The sequence below is a fragment of the Corynebacterium sp. HMSC05D03 genome (assembly GCF_001807205.1).
Lineage (GTDB): Bacteria > Actinomycetota > Actinomycetes > Mycobacteriales > Mycobacteriaceae > Corynebacterium > Corynebacterium aurimucosum.
Genome location: NZ_KV788170.1, coordinates 1 through 15,556, shown reverse-complemented (window position 1 = coordinate 15,556; position 15,556 = coordinate 1). Strand labels below are relative to the sequence as shown.

Annotated in this window: 18 protein-coding genes and 1 pseudogene; 9 read left to right on the top strand and 10 right to left on the bottom strand. The window is 59.7% G+C overall.

Annotated elements, in window-relative coordinates:
* Nucleotides 1-257: pseudogene (locus HMPREF3147_RS04070) on the bottom strand (IS6 family transposase); the annotation flags it as partial.
* Between the two features lie 187 nt (nucleotides 258-444).
* Entirely contained in the window at nucleotides 445-1,260 is an 816-nt protein-coding gene (locus HMPREF3147_RS04065; RefSeq protein WP_000018326.1) for an aminoglycoside O-phosphotransferase APH(3')-Ia, read from the bottom strand.
* 90 nt (nucleotides 1,261-1,350) lie between these two features.
* On the opposite strand from HMPREF3147_RS04065, the gene HMPREF3147_RS12835 reads away from it, so the two are divergent.
* The gene (locus HMPREF3147_RS12835) at nucleotides 1,351-1,647 is read left to right on the top strand and encodes a hypothetical protein (RefSeq protein ID WP_141757737.1); all 297 of its coding nucleotides are present in this window, start codon (nucleotides 1,351-1,353) and stop codon (nucleotides 1,645-1,647) included.
* Nucleotides 1,648-1,659: 12 nt separating this feature from the next.
* Entirely contained in the window at nucleotides 1,660-1,794 is a 135-nt protein-coding gene (locus HMPREF3147_RS13080) for a hypothetical protein (RefSeq protein WP_256364857.1), read from the top strand.
* 179 nt (nucleotides 1,795-1,973) lie between these two features.
* Here HMPREF3147_RS13080 and HMPREF3147_RS04060 read toward each other — a convergent pair whose 3' ends face one another.
* From HMPREF3147_RS04060 to mobF, 5 genes are all read right to left on the bottom strand, one after another.
* Nucleotides 1,974-3,425 carry a replication initiation protein gene (locus HMPREF3147_RS04060; protein WP_246815722.1) on the bottom strand — a complete coding sequence of 484 codons (1,452 nt, stop codon included), beginning with the start codon at nucleotides 3,423-3,425 and terminating at the stop codon, nucleotides 1,974-1,976.
* A gap of 315 nt (nucleotides 3,426-3,740) precedes the next feature.
* On the bottom strand, nucleotides 3,741-4,007 hold the full coding sequence (locus HMPREF3147_RS04055) for a hypothetical protein (RefSeq protein ID WP_070444778.1): 267 nt from the start codon (nucleotides 4,005-4,007) through the stop codon (nucleotides 3,741-3,743).
* Nucleotides 4,004-4,594: a ParA family protein gene (locus tag HMPREF3147_RS04050; RefSeq protein ID WP_070444776.1), complete on the bottom strand. Its 591-nt coding sequence runs from the start codon at nucleotides 4,592-4,594 to the stop codon at nucleotides 4,004-4,006. Before HMPREF3147_RS04050 ends, HMPREF3147_RS04055 begins: the two co-directional genes overlap by 4 nt.
* A gap of 130 nt (nucleotides 4,595-4,724) precedes the next feature.
* Nucleotides 4,725-4,946, bottom strand: a complete 222-nt coding sequence (locus HMPREF3147_RS04045) for a ribbon-helix-helix domain-containing protein (protein WP_070444774.1) — start codon at nucleotides 4,944-4,946, stop codon at nucleotides 4,725-4,727.
* A 190-nt stretch (nucleotides 4,947-5,136) separates the two neighbouring features.
* Nucleotides 5,137-8,493 (bottom strand): MobF family relaxase, encoded by a 3,357-nt coding sequence (gene mobF, locus HMPREF3147_RS04040; protein WP_070444772.1) that lies wholly within the window; start codon nucleotides 8,491-8,493, stop codon nucleotides 5,137-5,139.
* A 370-nt stretch (nucleotides 8,494-8,863) separates the two neighbouring features.
* On the opposite strand from mobF, the gene HMPREF3147_RS04035 reads away from it, so the two are divergent.
* The 3 genes from HMPREF3147_RS04035 (at nucleotide 8,864) to HMPREF3147_RS13075 (ending at nucleotide 10,243) form a co-directional block, all read left to right on the top strand.
* Complete coding sequence (locus HMPREF3147_RS04035; protein WP_011867672.1) at nucleotides 8,864-9,412, top strand: hypothetical protein; 549 nt, start codon at nucleotides 8,864-8,866, stop codon at nucleotides 9,410-9,412.
* Complete coding sequence (locus HMPREF3147_RS04030; protein WP_011867673.1) at nucleotides 9,412-10,029, top strand: hypothetical protein; 618 nt, start codon at nucleotides 9,412-9,414, stop codon at nucleotides 10,027-10,029. The genes HMPREF3147_RS04035 and HMPREF3147_RS04030 overlap by 1 nt, the downstream gene beginning before the upstream one ends.
* A gap of 85 nt (nucleotides 10,030-10,114) precedes the next feature.
* Nucleotides 10,115-10,243 carry a hypothetical protein gene (locus tag HMPREF3147_RS13075; RefSeq protein WP_255357142.1) on the top strand — a complete coding sequence of 43 codons (129 nt, stop codon included), beginning with the start codon at nucleotides 10,115-10,117 and terminating at the stop codon, nucleotides 10,241-10,243.
* Here the strand turns inward: HMPREF3147_RS13075 and HMPREF3147_RS04025 are convergent.
* Together HMPREF3147_RS04025 and HMPREF3147_RS04020 are read right to left on the bottom strand one after the other, a co-directional pair.
* Complete coding sequence (locus HMPREF3147_RS04025; protein ID WP_011867674.1) at nucleotides 10,240-10,905, bottom strand: response regulator; 666 nt, start codon at nucleotides 10,903-10,905, stop codon at nucleotides 10,240-10,242. The two genes, HMPREF3147_RS13075 and HMPREF3147_RS04025, sit on opposite strands and share 4 nt — an antisense overlap.
* On the bottom strand, nucleotides 10,902-12,293 hold the full coding sequence (locus HMPREF3147_RS04020; protein ID WP_049063040.1) for a sensor histidine kinase: 1,392 nt from the start codon (nucleotides 12,291-12,293) through the stop codon (nucleotides 10,902-10,904). The genes HMPREF3147_RS04025 and HMPREF3147_RS04020 overlap by 4 nt, the downstream gene beginning before the upstream one ends.
* Here HMPREF3147_RS04020 and HMPREF3147_RS13070 point away from each other — a divergent pair.
* Genes HMPREF3147_RS13070 through HMPREF3147_RS04005 form a run of 4 tightly spaced genes read left to right on the top strand, consistent with a single transcriptional unit; the run spans nucleotide 12,292 to nucleotide 14,798 of the window.
* Nucleotides 12,292-12,426, top strand: a complete 135-nt coding sequence (locus HMPREF3147_RS13070) for a hypothetical protein (protein WP_256364856.1) — start codon at nucleotides 12,292-12,294, stop codon at nucleotides 12,424-12,426. The genes HMPREF3147_RS04020 and HMPREF3147_RS13070 overlap by 2 nt on opposite strands.
* Nucleotides 12,427-12,436: 10 nt before the next feature.
* The gene (locus HMPREF3147_RS04015; RefSeq protein ID WP_080972059.1) at nucleotides 12,437-13,147 is read left to right on the top strand and encodes a phosphatase PAP2 family protein; all 711 of its coding nucleotides are present in this window, start codon (nucleotides 12,437-12,439) and stop codon (nucleotides 13,145-13,147) included.
* Nucleotides 13,144-14,070, top strand: a complete 927-nt coding sequence (locus tag HMPREF3147_RS04010) for an ATP-binding cassette domain-containing protein (RefSeq protein WP_011867677.1) — start codon at nucleotides 13,144-13,146, stop codon at nucleotides 14,068-14,070. The genes HMPREF3147_RS04015 and HMPREF3147_RS04010 overlap by 4 nt, the downstream gene beginning before the upstream one ends.
* On the top strand, nucleotides 14,067-14,798 hold the full coding sequence (locus HMPREF3147_RS04005) for an ABC transporter permease (protein ID WP_066513013.1): 732 nt from the start codon (nucleotides 14,067-14,069) through the stop codon (nucleotides 14,796-14,798). The genes HMPREF3147_RS04010 and HMPREF3147_RS04005 overlap by 4 nt, the downstream gene beginning before the upstream one ends.
* A 270-nt stretch (nucleotides 14,799-15,068) precedes the next feature.
* Here the strand turns inward: HMPREF3147_RS04005 and HMPREF3147_RS04000 are convergent.
* Nucleotides 15,069-15,556, bottom strand: a 488-nt coding sequence (locus HMPREF3147_RS04000; RefSeq protein ID WP_141740711.1) for an IS6-like element IS1628 family transposase, incomplete at its 5' end; no start/stop codon positions are given.

Sequence of the window (15,556 nt, the reverse complement as noted above, 5' to 3'; positions counted from 1 at the left end):
CCGACCCGGATATAGGTCTCATCCACCCGCCAGGACCTGGCCTGCCAGTCAGGAACTTGCCGATACCACCGGGTCTTCTTATCCAGCTCAGGAGCATATTTCTGGACCCAGCGGTAGATCGTGGTGTGATCGACCGGCACTCCCCGCTCGGTCATCATCTCTTCGAGGTCGCGATAGCTCACGCCGTAGCGGCAGTACCACCGCACCGCCCACAGGATGATTTCACGAGGGAACTGCCGACCGGAGAAGATGCCCATGGACCTGATTATTCCACGCCGGTCTTCCTACTGCCCCAACTTTGCAACAGCACCGATGATAAGTTTATCACCACCGACTATTTGCAACAGTGCCCCGTCCGGATACTGCCAGATATCGGCGTCCAGGGAGATGTCCTGAAGCGCGGTGTCCGGAATTTCAGGTTTGTGTCTCTACAAAGACTAACTATCAGAAAAACTCATCGAGCATCAAATGAAACTGCAATTTATTCATATCAGGATTATCAATACCATATTTTTGAAAAAGCCGTTTCTGTAATGAAGGAGAAAACTCACCGAGGCAGTTCCATAGGATGGCAAGATCCTGGTATCGGTCTGCGATTCCGACTCGTCCAACATCAATACAACCTATTAATTTCCCCTCGTCAAAAATAAGGTTATCAAGTGAGAAATCACCATGAGTGACGACTGAATCCGGTGAGAATGGCAAAAGCTTATGCATTTCTTTCCAGACTTGTTCAACAGGCCAGCCATTACGCTCGTCATCAAAATCACTAGCATCAACCAAACCGTTATTCATTCGTGATTGCGCCTGAGCGAGACGAAATACGCGATCGCTGTTAAAAGGACAATTACAAACAGGAATCGAATGCAACCGGCGCAGGAACACTGCCAGCGCATCAACAATATTTTCACCTGAATCAGGATATTCTTCTAATACCTGGAATGCTGTTTTCCCGGGGATCGCAGTGGTGAGTAACCATGCATCATCAGGAGTACGGATAAAATGCTTGATGGTCGGAAGAGGCATAAATGCCGTCAGCCAGTTTAGTCTGACCATCTCATCTGTAACATCATTGGCAACGCTACCTTTGCCATGTTTCAGAAACAACTCTGGCGCATTGGGCTTCCCATACAATCGATAGATTGTCGCACCTGATTGCCCGACATTATCGCGAGCCCATCTATACCCATATAAATCAGCATCCAGGTTGGAATTTAATCGCGGCCTCGAGCAAGACGTTTCCCGTTGAATATGGCTCATAACACCCCTTGTATTACTGTTTATGTAAGCAGACAGTTTTATTGTTCATGATGATATATTACCGCAACCATCAATAATGACACTGGAGAAGTGACTACTACTTACCCTGACGGTTCAACCAAAACAATCACCGCAGAGGAAAGCGCACAAGCACTTCGAGCTCGTCTTAATGAAGCAAGCCCAGAACAGATCGCCGGCCTACAGGCTTCCATGGAAGAGCGCATCTCCAAAGAACAGGTATGCCCTTACGTTGTTGGCCTAGTCGGTGCAGGACATGCTGCAGCTTGGGGCAAAGTACTAGCTCTAGCAGCTGTCAACCCCGTGATTGCTGGCCTAGCACTTGCAGGTGAAACCGTATTCTGGACATGGGTATCTACCCACTGCTAGAAGGAGAACCTCATGCCACTGTGGATCATCGCAATTGTAGTTTTTGCTGGGGGCAGCATTGGCTATGCCCTTGGTCTAAAAAAGCGAATGGAAAATAATCCAAAGCTCCAAGGAAAAGGCCTTCGAGTTTTGTTTGCAAATAAGTAAAATATTTCATTCGCTCCGGTTCGTCACTCATCCAAGTTGACGAACCGGATTTTTATCAGACTTAACACGTTAAATAGAGGGCTTCTGTCTCCAGTACGCTTCAAGACAACGCTTAAAGAGTTTTATCTAACTGCCTAGCGGCAGGGGAACCGTATATTGCTTACGGTGTGAGCCCCTTTTTACTCCGCAGGAACCATTCCTTGCTCACGCAGCGCAGCAAGGTGTCGAGTGACCGTCGCACGAGACAGCCCCGTCTCCTCCATTATTTGCTTACGCGTCAACACGGTCCCTGTTTGTACATAGGAGTCACCGATTAAGGCTTGTATACGAGCGCGCGTAATCTGGCCTTCCACTCGCTTCTTACGATGTGTCTTTTCGAGCTTCGACCTTTGTGCTTGCGCATATTTACCGTCGGGGTCTGTTTTCCAGCGTTGTGCTGCTTTCTGGCCGCCTTTGCGTCCCATGGTGGCTAGTGCTTTTCGTTCGCTGCTGGTGGCTTTACCTGGAGCGCTAGTGCTTCCATAAGCCTTACTCTTGGACTGGGTGACGTAGCCACGCACGCGACGTGCCATGGTTTGGCGGTCGCGCATGGGCGGCATCTCACTGTCACGCCCGGCTCCGCCATGGGCGTGGGCCACGTTGTAGGCGTGCTCATAGGCATCAATAATCGCCGCATCAGTCAGACGCTGGCCTTGCTGGCGTAGGCGGTGGCCGACCTTGAGCGCGTGCTTAAAGGCGGTTTCGTCACGTGCCGCTTTTCCCTGGGTAGTCCACAGCACGCGCACTCCGTCGATAAGCTCCGGATCGTATTGGTCAAGACCCCCGGCGATTTCTGCATCTACGTCTTGGGCCAAGGCTTTAAATGCTTGGGCTTCCTCGCGGCGAGATTTCACTGCATTGATAAGTTCCCGGCCAGAGGAAAACTGTTGGCGCGGGGTGGGGTTGAACTGGTCGTGTCCTGCCATGTCCCTCACCTTTTTTACCAAGTCTCCAAGACGCATCACTCGGTTGTGTTGCCTGTACCAACGATAAGCCGTAGGAGCTTTGCCTGTGTAAAACGGGTTGCGGCTAAAGCGGTGGGAAAAATGCGGGTCGTGGTCTAAAAGCTCACCTAGTACGCGTGTGGTTGCTGCCAGCAACTTCATCTGCGCTGATTTGCCCCCACGGTCAGCGTAGACGGGGTCAATCAGCCAAATGAACTGCGCTTTCCCGTTAGTCGGGTTGATTCCCACCCACGCTGGGCCGATGGTGTGCGAAATAAGTGAGCGCACCACGTCGCGGACATAGGGATTTAAGTCTGCGGGGTCACCGCCGGCTGTTCCAATCTGGTCAACGTCAACAACCAGGACGGCGGCGTACTGCTTACTGGTAAGCATGACGTACTCGCACCGTCCTAAAGCCTCAGTGTCGAAGCGATACATGCGCGGCGAGTTCGTGCCGTCAGCATTACGCATATAAGACTTGGAAAAATCCCGTCCGATAGACCCGTGGAGCACCTCGCGGCCTAAATGTGCGCGGAGCAAGTCGCGGTCATTGGCGGATGCTGGGGTGTTATCCAGCCCGCCACGATCTGGTTCGACACGGGTGGGTGTTTTAATGTGCGCGTTTTGCGCGTAAGCCTGTAGACTCATGGCCATGCTTTCTCCCAGAGATGAGCTGGGTGATAAGCGAAAGTCACTGGGTTGCCGCCCGGTGGCTTTCTTCGTTTTCACTGTCTCCCACCGACTCTAAATGACACCAGTGTCATTTAGTAGTCATGACACGCGAAAAATGTGCCTTTTACCTGCAGTTACGCATGGCTTTCCATGTGTAACTGTTTTCGTCTGCAGATCTACTTCCCCATTTTCTCGTGCGCATATTTACCGTCACTGCGGTGGGGATGACGCATGTGGAACTGCTGGGTTTACAGGAATACATCTTTACATAACCTGTATTCCTGTAAACCTTTATTTATTGTTGCGCACGTATTCTTCGAGGTAGTTGCTGACAATCTCGCGTATGGTCACGCCTTTTTGCGCGGCGATGACTTTGAGTTCTGAGTGAAGTTCTCGGTCAATTTCGACGGTCATCTTCTTGACGTAGTCGCGGCCGGTGGGTTGGTGGAATGCACCTCGTACTGTTTTCTTCTCCACTGCCGGGGTCGGCTTTGCGGTTTTCTTTGACGAGGTTCGCGGGCCTTGCTGTGCCCTGGCGCGTTCTTTGCTGGTGCTCATTTCATCATCTCCATGAGTTCGTCTGCGACCTGTTCATAGCCGTGCATGTCTGGGCCTGGGCAGTAACCGAAGGCTAGGTGCATGTCCTCGCGTAGCGGTATTTCGGTTTTAAAGTGGGGCATTTGTTCTGCTTCGAGTGCTTCTCGTGCAGCGTCAAGGGCGCTGGTTCCCTTCCTGGCGAACGTCAGCAGGACTGCATGTGGTGTCCCGCTGACTGCGTCGCGCAGTTCCCACACGCGGGAGAGATCGGCCGCGGCAGAACGGGTCGGAAGAATAATGAAGTCACTGACAGCGATTGCTGCTTCAATAGCGTTCTCGTCTCCTGGCGGGACATCAATGAACATGAACTCATCGTCTCCGACGAGCGCCGCTTGCCTATCAACGCGCTTGGGAATGGACAGCTCAACCTCAAACGGTAAAGGATCTCCTCCGTCTTCCGCGCGTTCCGACCATTCCAGAGCTGAGCCCTGTCGGTCTAAGTCTGTGACAGTCACAGTCTTTCCTCGGTGAGCGAAAACCGTGGCAAGAAACATCGTTGTAGTGGTCTTGCCAACGCCACCCTTGGCGTTAATGGCAGTAATGATCATGGCTTCTCCTAAGTGGATGCGTCATTGCGTTTACTAGTTTACATATTTCAGTAAATACTGCTTTACAGGTCTACAGGCATACGGACATACAGCTTACTGTAAACTCTAAACGTGCTGGTAGATGAGTATTTTAGTTCTCTTTATCGTCTTGTTCTACAGACAAACCGGCGAGCATGATGCGGTAAAACTCGTTTTCAATGCTCTTATCTTCGAAGTCCGCTGCGACGTGTTCCCAGTGATATTCCTCTAGCTGGGGCAGCATCGCAGTAACTGCCATCTTGAGGTAGAAGCCACGACTGCGACCAGTTCGAGCACACAAAGTATCTAAGCGCTCAATGATGTCTTCTGGCATCCGTACAGATACCACTCGTCCTGACTTGTGGGGGCCTTGAACCATAACTGGGTGTCCTTTCACTTATTGTGTAAACAATGTTTACAGTTTGCCTTGCGGTAGTGTAGATATTTTCCGCAGCGGTATATCTCCACTGTGTAAACATTGTTTACCATAGGTTCGGAGTCGGCGAGAAGGGTCCGGACCTTTACTAAAGTTCCGGCCCCTCACTGCTAGGGGTGTTGTCTAGCCAGTTGTCTTGGTCATTGTCGTAGTCGTTATCTGCGGCAGCTTGCTGGTGGATACGGGATACCGTCTCGTCATCTGCGGTAGCGCTCATGCCGAGTGAGTCGAGGAAGTCCATAGACTTCTTCAGGCCTTGCATATCGCGACGTTGGGTAGACAGTGTGTCGAGTTCGGTCTCCAACTGGCGAATCGGGGTAGTAAAGCTGTCGCGATAGTCCACAGCTTGGTCGTAGTGCTGCGCGACTTTATCGCGCAGTCGGATTGCTTCATCGAGGATTGCTTGGTCCTCCTTGCCGTGGCGTAGTCTGCCGAAAAAGCCCCTCGTGTTCTTTTCTTCTACGGACTCACGAACCACCTGCTCTTGCTGTTCGCATTGCTTCCCGAGCTGTTCAACCGCCTGGTTGGCTTGGTCGTACTCACCGCGCAGCGTCTCTAGCTGGGCGCTGACTCGGTCTATCTCAGTACCGAGGTGCTCCAGAGCATCGCCAAAGTCCTGTTCCTGCTGCTCGCAAGGGGATGCGAGCTCTGGCTGTGCCACCTCATCGGTCCTGTCGACTTGAGCGCGAGCATGGAAGTCGACGAAGCGGGCTTCGCGCTTAGCGGCAAACGCCTGCATGTAGGCACCCATCTCGGTGCCGGCAAAAGGACTATCAGTATCTATATGGGTAGGGTGATTGACCAGTTTGGCCAGTTCCCAGTCCTGTTTGGCCTGTCCAAATAGCGCTTGAGGTGTGCGGTCACCTTGGGCGCGCACGCCTGCAGACACCAAGAGGTCGCGAGCGTACTCGGCAGACTCACGCCGAGAAACCTGGCGTATCTGGCCGTGCCCGGTCTCGGTATCTCCCGGTTGAGTCTCGGCGATGTAGAGGAAGTTACCTTCACGTCCACGGGTCATAGGCACGTAAACGCTAGCTTTATCCAGGTTGCCGATACCAGCGACGACACGGGACACATCCACGGTCGCGCCTTGGGAACTATGCCCGGTAGCGGCATAACCGAGTTGGGCATGTTTTTCCAGGTAATCGCTATTTAACGTCACTGTGGCAGAAGTATCGTCACATCGACGGGCAGTAATCGAGCCGTCATAACCGATGGAATCAACAACCCAGCGTTGACCATTGCGCACCATATCCCCGCTGCTAGTAATCAGCTTCGAGTCATTACGACGAGTCAGGACTACATCACCAACGCCAGCTTCCAGACCATCAGACAAGCACAATCGGCTCTCGGCGTTAATCTCACCACGCTCGGCGCGAATCTTCTGTGCCGCAGCATTAAGCGCGGTGACCTGGTCGCGGGTGGCAGCAACCAGCAATGACTGCTTGCCTGCGGCAGTATCCTCACGCCACCCAGCCAAAGCATCGTCCATCATGGCCGTTACCGAACCAGCATGCAGGCGCTCATGGCGCATATACCACTCGGCGGCACGGGAAACGTCTGCTTCTTCGCCACCGCGCAACCACTTCGATGCTTCACGCTCACCGGCATCACGCTGACGGAACACCTCGGTTAGTTCGACCGCGTCGGGAAGCTCATGAGACAAGGTAGCCAGCAGACCAGAGCGTGCCTTAACCGCCGAATACTGCTCTGGATCACCGACAAAAACCACACGCGAACCTGCGGCACTAGCCGTCTCCAGCACGCGAGCCATATCCGGGTTAGACACCATGCCGGCTTCATCTACGACTAGGACGGTGTCCTGGCCCCACCCCAACTTCGCCGCTGTTTGCTCCGGTGTCAGCTCGTCGGTGCCAACATATGCGCGGGCAATCGTCATGGATTCATCAGCCACATTCTCGCCCACCATCACATCAGCAGCCTTACCAGTCGGCGCTAGACCCACGACGTGTTTACCAGACTGGTTCCATGCCTTGTGCGCGGCTTTAAGTGAAGACGTCTTACCAGCACCGGCAGGCGCGACTACCACAGAAGCCAGATAGTCAGAACTGACAACCGCGCGCATAGCGTCCGCCTGAGCAGGAGATAGTTCGTCTTCAACCGGCTGAATCGACTCGGCATTAACCCCGCGCTCAACCCGTGCAGTAGCCATATCAACTACTCGTTCAACCTCGTCGACAACCTCGACGGTGGTGTACTTCTGCGAGCCTTCGCGCTGGGTATTATCCAGCTGCCGGGCCTTCTCCGGAGTCACCGACCACGTTCCTTTTTCACCCAACGCGGCATCAACAAAACGCTCCACAGTGGCAGTCATATCCTGCGGAGAAACTGCGCCAGGGCGGATAAGTTCCGCTGCTTTTTCAGCCACATCGGCACGAGTAAACGTGGAGCGTTCTGCGATAACCTCGGCCAAAACCTGGGCAGGTTTCGGCAAGAAATCCTCCCCCAATTCACGCGAGTCCTCTTTACCTCTTGGCTCCAGTCCGTCCACAAACGCACGCACCGTTGCGCCATGTTCGGCACTAGCCCACTCGGTTTCAAGCTCGTCTAATGGAGTCTCGGTGTCCTTAGTGCGGCGGGTGACTTTCTGTGCGATGCGCTCATACGCCGCCCGCGTCTCCAGACCATTCTCGGCCTGCCACTGGTCAATCTCACGCGCCCTAGTCGAATACGACGCAAGCACATCTGGGTCATCAAGCCCGACAATTTCCGCGCAACCATTGACCACATGACCGAACTCCACGCCAAGTTTTCGACTCAAAATCTCGCGCACCGTAGCCTGATACACCATGCCCGCCGCGCGCGCCTCGTGGTACAAACTGACTCCATCAAGAGTGCGAACCCTGCCGTCCTGGCACAACTGCTTATTCGCCAACAACACGTGCGAGTGAACGTGCGGGTCGCCCGCACGCGAGGTTCGGTGCTCGTATTTCACGCCAGAAATACCCGCCAGCTTTTCAATAATCAAACGCTTCTGAGACACAGTCGGGTCTTGCTTTCGCGTATAGCCAGCATGCTCTGACAGATAATCCAGCGCCTGATTTACTGCCGCCTGGTGGGCTTCATCGACGATGCCACGAACGTCAGAATCATCCCCCATAGCCCACAACAGCGACACCGATTTCGGCGCACAAAACGTCAGATCGAAACCCGGAACCCCTTTATCCCCGAGAGCTTTTCCAAGCTTTACACCACTCGGGGCAACCGCCTTATTGAACCAATTCTCAACCGTTTTCCCGGACACAACAGCGCCGTTTTCGGCACCCAAAAACGCCGAAACCTCAGCCACATTCTCACCCCGAAGCCACACCGAAGCAGGCTGCTTCCCGTCCTCAGAATAATACGAATCCGGCCCCCGATTCTCATCCACCGTGGACTGATAATAGGCCACGGAATGCGCACCCATCTTCGCGATAGTCAGCACACACGCCACCTCCTCTAACCAGCACGGTGAGCATCGGAACACCCCTAGGCACTTCTAGTGCAAATGTACCAGAGAGATTTCTTCGGCAACTGACTTTTCGTCTTGGAGGGCACCAGAAAGTGTGAAAAGCGTTGGCAGGGGCGCCGCCGGGAACCGGCGGTCGGGGTCGGAGCTCTAAGAGACCGTGGCGTTGATTCTGGATACCGATGACGAGATTTTCATCGCGGCGGACGCCGCGGACATGGCGAAGCAGCTTGTCGGCCTCCTCTACGGCGGGTGAGGCACAGCAGAGCGTCGCTCCCGTGCCGAACGACGCCATCAAGATCATCTCCGGCCCCGCGAAGCTGGACGAGACGAAGGAGTGAGGACCATGTCCGACCAGAACATCAACATCAAGCTCGACCGCGGCGGCCCCGAGAACCACGCCTGGACGGTGCTGGGCACCCTGCTCGCCTGCGGCGCTGTCGGCATGGCCGCCTGGGCGATCTCCAACGCCGGAGCCCTGGACCTGGCTGCGACCGGCCTGTTTTTCTTCTTCATGCAGCTCATCTCGATGATGCTCAAGGCGGGGCTGATCGTCGTCCCGGAGAAGAACCGGAAGGACTTCGGCGAGACGCGCGGCCTGCTCAAGACCGCCTGGCGCGAGTTCCAGGAGTTCCAGGGCCGCTCGCCCATCTGGCGGATGGCGCTGCTGGCGCTCGGCTTCACCGTCGGCTACATGATCTTCCGCTGGGGACTCTCGGTGGCGCTCGGCATCTTCAGCAACGTCTGGATCGCCGGAGCCGCCTCGGCGCTCATCGCGTCCTTCATCGTCGCGCCGCAGCTGTTCACGAACCTGGTCTCGAAGATGAAGACGAAGTCGGGCCTCCAGGTGAAGACGACCACTGGTACGCCCGATGCCGAGAGGGGTGACGTCTGATGACGAAGGCGGCGATCACGACCATCGGCGCAGCACTGCTGGCCGCCGCTGCTCTCGCGCTCAGCGGGTGCAGCTACCCCGGCGACGACGAGGACCGCGCCGCGTTCCATGCCGAAGCGCAGGATCCAGTCCCCTCGGCACCGGCTACCGAGCCTACCGAGCCGGAGACCCCGGCCGAGGAGACCGGCGACGAGAGCACCGAGGAAGGCGGCCAGGGCGAGAAGTCGGGCGCAACCGCGGACCTGGGCGTCGAGGACGGGCATGTCCAGTATCTCCGCGCGATCCAGAACTTCTCGCCCGCGCTTGAGCGCTGGGTGCTCGACGAGGAGGCGGGCGAGGTCACCTACGGGATCGTCAACTGCGCCGGCCAGACGAAGTCCGAGGGCGTCGCCACCCTCGAGCGGGTCGACGGCGGCGATGGAGCAGCGTTCGAGGCGACGTGGATCGGCAAGTCGCCGTTGGAGAACGTCGCGGCGGAATCGATACGCGTCGAGATCACCGAGGACACTTTGAAGAACTTCGCGGACGTTGCGACGTCCAGGACCGACATCGAGGCGAGCAACTTCGCTTCGATGTGCGCCGAGGTCGGCGAGACAGCCGCCGACTTCGTCTTCTGAGAATGACCACAAGAACGCCCCCAGATCTACTCCGGGACCTTCTCCGCGCGAGCAGGGTCGGACGCGACTCGGGAACAATGGTGCCGTGGCAGATTTCGACCTCCTCTGCGCGGCGCTTGTCTCCGCCCCGAAGACACCATCGAAGGTCTCGTCGCGGACGTTCCGAAGCTCCGGCACGACGAAGCCTGATCGTCGTCGTCCCGAGAAGATCTAGGCTCGTCCGGCGCGAAGGGCGATGAGGGCTGCTTCTACGCGGTTGCGCGCTTCAGTCTTCCGCAGGATCGCGGAAACGTGCACCTTGACGGTGCCGGGAGCGAGGTGCAGCGCTTTCGCGATCTCAGCGTTCGTCTCTCCTTGGCTGAGCCGGATCAGGATCTCTCGCTCGCGAGCCGTGAGGCGTTCGAAGCGTTCGACGGCGCTCGCGTACTGGGTGTACGTCGTCGAGACGCCGGAGTCGAGCAGACGCCGGGCGACCGAGGGCGAGAAGAACGCTCCGCGACCGGCGACGGCGTGCACACCGGCGATCAGCTGGCGCGGATCGCCGGACTTGAGGACAAACCCGTCTGCGTCGAGCCGGATGGCCTCGGCGATGTAGTCGTCCTCCCCGAACGTGGTGACGAACAGGCAGGGGAGCGCGCTCCCGTCGGAGCGGAGCCGTTGCAGCGCGTCGAGTCCGCTCATCCCGGGCATCTGGATGTCGAAGAGGGCGACGTCGAGACGGTGCGCGTCGATCTTGCGCAGGGCCTCTGCTCCGTCGGCGGCCTGGGCTACGACCTCGATGGCGGGATCGGTGTCGAGGATCCCGACGATGCCGGTCCTCACGAGGGGGTCGTCGTCGGCGACCAGGACTCTGACCGGGGCCTCGGTCGCTGTCATCGTTGTCCTCCTGCGATGTACTCGGTGCTGGAGACCTCGTCCTGCGCGAAGCAGATCCGGTACACGTCCCCGGCAGCGTCGTCAAAGGTGTTCGCGGTCACGGCGTAGTCGTGGCAGTCGTCCGGTCGGTTCTCGCCCCGCCTGGCCGGCAGCTCGTGGCCGGGCAGGATCCGCTCGGTCTCCGCCCGCGCGTCTCCGACGCTGATGCTTGAGAAGGCCCCTGCCGACAGCAGCGCGCGGTGGTTCTGCACCACCGTCAGCGCCTCGACCGCTGCGAGCCCGACGACGACGATCGCCGCGGTCGAGGCGAGAATCAGTCGCTGGCGGAGCTTCGTTCTGCCGGTCGAGCTCTCATCGACGTCTCTCGTCGCCTCCACAGCGCGATCATCGTGCGTGCTCTGCTCCTGACGGCGAGTCGGGAGGACCGCAGAGAGGACGAACGCACTGTCCGTCTTCTCCGCGGCGAGTTCTCCGCCGTGGGCGCGGAGCTCACTTTCCAAAGTGCTCAGGCCCGTGCCCGCTGTGTGCGCGTCGGCAGGAGTCTCGCCGAGGGCGTTCTCGATCTTCAGACGCAGCTCGGCACCGACGTCGGCAGCGGTGATGTCGATCGGGGTGCCGGGAGCGTGCCTGCTTGCGTTCGTGATCGCTTCTTGTAGGACCCTCGTGACCTGCTCGCCTCCGAAGTCCTGCAGCCGCCTGGGTTCCGGCAGTCCTTGCACGGTGATGCGCGCACCGGCTGCGCGGGCCCGGGCCAGCAGTGCATCGACAGATGCTGCGCCCATTGGCAGCACGGGAGCGCCGGATCTGAGGTCGGAGACGGAGTCCCCCAGGCGTTCGACCGCGTGGGCGAGGTCGTTGCGGGCGTGTAAGAGCGAGGTGCGGGCGCTCTCGGGCAGTGCCGGGTCGATCTCGAGCCGTCCGAGATTGAGCGCGACGAGGCTCAACGAGTGGCCGAGGTCGTCGTGCAGCGACTGCGCGAGGGCGAGCCGGTCGGCGGTGGCGCGCTCCTTGAGCTCGGCCAGGCGCTGGACCTGCCGCAGCTCTCGCTCGCGGTCTGCCCTCCGCCCGAGGACGATGTACTGGCGCACGGCGAGACCGATCAGCCAGGGCACACCAGCGCGCATGAGCGCCGGGGGCAACTCCTCCGCGACGTAGAGCCAGTGCCCGTCGAGCCACGTGGCCCGGGCCATGCTCACGACGACCAGCACTGCCAGTCCTCCCAGGCCCGCGCGCGGACCCCTGGACCAGAGCCCGATTGCGATCGCGGCGATGCCGGTGAGCAGGGCCATGAAGAGGCCCGGCTCCGGCGCGGAGGCCAGCACCCCGAAACCGATCGCCGTTAGCGCGTCGACGCTCCGGCGCGCAGACGGACGATCAATTAGGGTCATGCGCTCCATTCTACCGGGGACCGTGGGCTCGCCGCCTCCCTCGATCGGGCGTGCGCAGCACCTCGCCGGTATGACCGTGGGCATAGACGAGTCGCCCCGCATGGCAGATTCTGAGGCCGAACCGCGTCTATAGCGTGGATTTCATGACTCACGAAACTTCGACGCGCACGCTTTCGACGTCGCGCAGATCCTCGTCCCGCCCCGTGCCGTGGCCCGCGCTGTTGATTGCCGTCGCAGCTCTTGCTGCCCTCGCTCTCGCGACGTATCCGGTGCGTGAGCGCCTCTTCACCGCTGTCGCCGGTCTCGCCGAGGGCTCGGCACTGGCCTCGGCGGTGGGATCCGTGGCCGAATTCGGTCTGCTTGCCCTCGTGGCGACCGCCGGCGTCCTCGCTCTCTGGTGCTGGCTGCGCGAGCGCCGGCGGTTCTGGCTCCTGGCGCTGGCTGGACTCGGCGTGATCACGGCCTACGGATTGAGCGAGGCCGTCAAGCTGCTGGTCGAGGAGCCGCGGCCCTGCAGCGTCGTCGACACTGCCACTGTGCTCAGCTGCCCCGGGAGCGGGGACTGGTCGTGGCCGTCGAATCACGCCGTCCTGGCCGCTGCCTTCGCCACCGCCTGCATCCTCGTCGTCCCCCGCCTCGCCTGGTTCGCGTTGCCTCTCGCGCTGGCGATCGCCGCCTCTCGAGTGGCCGCCGGAGTCCACTACGTCCACGACGTGCTCTCCGGTCTCGCGCTCGGTGCCCTCGTCGTCGCGGCCGTCGTCGCCGCGGCGTCGCCGGTGCTGGACCGGCGTCTGACTGGCGGACGGGACGGCCATCCGGATTCGGCCAGCCGGTCCCAGGGCGGGCGCGCATGATCGAGGTCGACCGTCTCTCGAAGCGCTACGGCCAGGTGACCGTTGTTGAAGGATTGAGCTTCACGGTCCCCGACGGATCCATCACCGGGTTCCTAGGCCCGAACGGAGCCGGCAAGTCCACGACCATGCGATGCCTCCTCGGGCTCCACAAGCCCACCACCGGAACCGTGCTCATCGACGGGCTCCCGCTGACCGCCCAGACGAGGCCGGCCGAGGTCGTCGGAGCCGTCCTCGACGCCTCCTGGTTCCACCCCGGCCGGACCGGACTGGCGCACCTGACGACCATCGCTGCTTCTGCCGGCCTACCCGACCGCCGCGCCTGGGAGGTACTCGAGGCCGTCGCGTTGACCCAGGCAGCTCATCGCAGGATCGGCGGCTACTCGCTCGGGATGAAGCAGCGCCTGGGGCTCGCGGCCGCCCTGCTGGGCAGACCGCGCAACATCGTCCTCGACGAGCCGATGAATGGCCTCGACCCGCAGGGGATGGAGTGGATGCGCGCCTTCCTGCGCGATGCCGCCGCGAGCGGCCACGCCGTCCTTGTCTCCTCCCACCTGCTCGGCGAGATGGAGACCCTCGCCGACCGCCTCGTCGTCATCGACAACGGCCGCTTGCTCGGCCAGTGGGACGTCGCCGATCTTCTGCACGCGCGCAGCCGCCAAGCGCTCCTCCGCACCGACGACGACGAACGCGTCGAGCAGGCTCTGCGCGGACTGCGGGTCCCCGTAACCGCACTGCCCGAGGGACTCTGCGTGACATTCGACGAGACGGTCCCCGACGCGCTCACGCTCTCGCGGACCTGCCGAGACCTCGACGTGCTCATCACTGCCCTGACGGACAAGCCGATCCGGCTGGAAGAGGAATTCCTCCGCCTCACCGACCGATCATCCGAAGCCGAACATGGCAAAGAAAGGCCCGAGCGATGACACGAGCATTGACAGCTGAGGTGCGCCGACTGCTCACCGTGCGCTCCACAGGCATCTTCGCTGCGCTGCTGATCGGCTGCTGCGTCGGCCCCATCGTCCTGATGGGCATCGTCTACGACCCGGCCTATCGAGGGCCGATCGACGCCGGTGATCTGGGCAAGTGCGTGAGCATCTTCCATGTGCTGGCCATCGTGTTCGCCGGCACACACACCGCGACCGAGATCAATGCGGGGTCGACGGCGCTGTCCTTCCTCACGCAGAAGAGTCGATGGGCCTCGTTGGTGGCACAGGCAGCGGTCCAGTGGGCGTTCCTCGCATTCGCGTACGTCGTCGGCATCGGCCTCGCGCTCGTCGCGGCGACGTTCTATCCCGACGGGCTGGCCATGTCGCCGCGAGGGTGGGCCTACCTCGCGGCCTACCTCCTCGTCGTTCTCCTGTGGGCGACGATGGCGACGGCGCTTGCCGTCCTCACGCGCTCCGTCGCGGTGTCCGTCGCCGCGCCGATCACGTGGATGCTCCTGATCGAACAGCTCGCGTCCATGGTCCCGATGCTCGAGGCGATCACGCCGTGGCTGCCGTTCAACGCCAGCCACATGCTCCTCGCCCAGGCACTTGGAGAGGCCCCTGCAGGCATGTCCGTGTGGCCTCCTGCCGTCGCGCTTCTCGTACCGGCACTCGGCCTGGCGGGCGCGGGGCTATGTGCCCATGTCCGACGGGACTCGGCGTGATGGGCAGGCCTGCGCCTCGCATCCGCCGCCCAAGACGGTTCGTGGCGTCGCAGGGCTGGGGCTGACTCACACCGCCGTTCAACAAACGGTCGTTGATGTGAACAGTGGTCCGGAGGAGCCGATCGCGAGCATTTCGCCGAGTGGGTGTTCACAAACCCGTTCAACTACATCTAGACTAGACAGAGGCAGTTGAAGGTGCTGTTGCAACTTGGGGCGGGAGCCAAGAAAGCTCCGTTTTTATTGTGTGATCAACGCTATGTTCCTGTGTTGTCAGGCCGTCTCGAATACCCGGCTAACAATCACTGCATCCGGATTCGGGTGACCATAGGCAAACATCGTGCCCTGCCCCTTCCGCAATGAGTGCATCGCTTCCATCCCTTTCAACGTCCGGTAGGCAGACGTTCGGTTTTTGAATGCTCCTTTCGGCCCCAGGATCCGCTTTAACCGGCCATGATCGCCTTCAATGACGTTGTTGAGGTATTTCACCCGACGATGCTCGACCGTCGATGGACAGACGCCTTCCGCCTTCAGCTCAGAGATTGCCCTGGCGAGTGAGGGGGCCTTGTCGGTGCTGATCACCCGCGGATAGCCTGCCGATTTATTCGACCGCAGCGTCTTCGCCAGGAAACGCTTCGCTGCCGCGACGTTGCGTTTTGGTGAGAGGTAGAAGTCCAGGGTCTGGCCACCGGCGGTGATTGCCCGATAGAGGTAGCACCACTTTCCCCCGACCCGGATATAGGTCTCATCCACCCGCCAGG

What these genes read in the sequence shown, in the direction of transcription:
- HMPREF3147_RS04065 (WP_000018326.1), bottom strand. Translation starts at nt 1,260, where the DNA reads ATGAGCCATATTCAACGGGAAACGTCTTGCTCGAGGCCGCGATTAAAT.
- HMPREF3147_RS13080 (WP_256364857.1), top strand. Translation starts at nt 1,660, where the DNA reads ATGCCACTGTGGATCATCGCAATTGTAGTTTTTGCTGGGGGCAGCATT.
- HMPREF3147_RS04060 (WP_246815722.1), bottom strand. Translation starts at nt 3,425, where the DNA reads ATGAGTCTACAGGCTTACGCGCAAAACGCGCACATTAAAACACCCACC.
- HMPREF3147_RS04055 (WP_070444778.1), bottom strand. Translation starts at nt 4,007, where the DNA reads ATGAGCACCAGCAAAGAACGCGCCAGGGCACAGCAAGGCCCGCGAACC.
- HMPREF3147_RS04050 (WP_070444776.1), bottom strand. Translation starts at nt 4,594, where the DNA reads ATGATCATTACTGCCATTAACGCCAAGGGTGGCGTTGGCAAGACCACT.
- HMPREF3147_RS04045 (WP_070444774.1), bottom strand. Translation starts at nt 4,946, where the DNA reads ATGCCAGAAGACATCATTGAGCGCTTAGATACTTTGTGTGCTCGAACT.
- HMPREF3147_RS04035 (WP_011867672.1), top strand. Translation starts at nt 8,864, where the DNA reads ATGTCCGACCAGAACATCAACATCAAGCTCGACCGCGGCGGCCCCGAG.
- HMPREF3147_RS04030 (WP_011867673.1), top strand. Translation starts at nt 9,412, where the DNA reads ATGACGAAGGCGGCGATCACGACCATCGGCGCAGCACTGCTGGCCGCC.
- HMPREF3147_RS04025 (WP_011867674.1), bottom strand. Translation starts at nt 10,905, where the DNA reads ATGACAGCGACCGAGGCCCCGGTCAGAGTCCTGGTCGCCGACGACGAC.
- HMPREF3147_RS13070 (WP_256364856.1), top strand. Translation starts at nt 12,292, where the DNA reads ATGCGCTCCATTCTACCGGGGACCGTGGGCTCGCCGCCTCCCTCGATC.
- HMPREF3147_RS04020 (WP_049063040.1), bottom strand. Translation starts at nt 12,293, where the DNA reads ATGACCCTAATTGATCGTCCGTCTGCGCGCCGGAGCGTCGACGCGCTA.
- HMPREF3147_RS04015 (WP_080972059.1), top strand. Translation starts at nt 12,437, where the DNA reads ATGACTCACGAAACTTCGACGCGCACGCTTTCGACGTCGCGCAGATCC.
- HMPREF3147_RS04010 (WP_011867677.1), top strand. Translation starts at nt 13,144, where the DNA reads ATGATCGAGGTCGACCGTCTCTCGAAGCGCTACGGCCAGGTGACCGTT.
- HMPREF3147_RS04005 (WP_066513013.1), top strand. Translation starts at nt 14,067, where the DNA reads ATGACACGAGCATTGACAGCTGAGGTGCGCCGACTGCTCACCGTGCGC.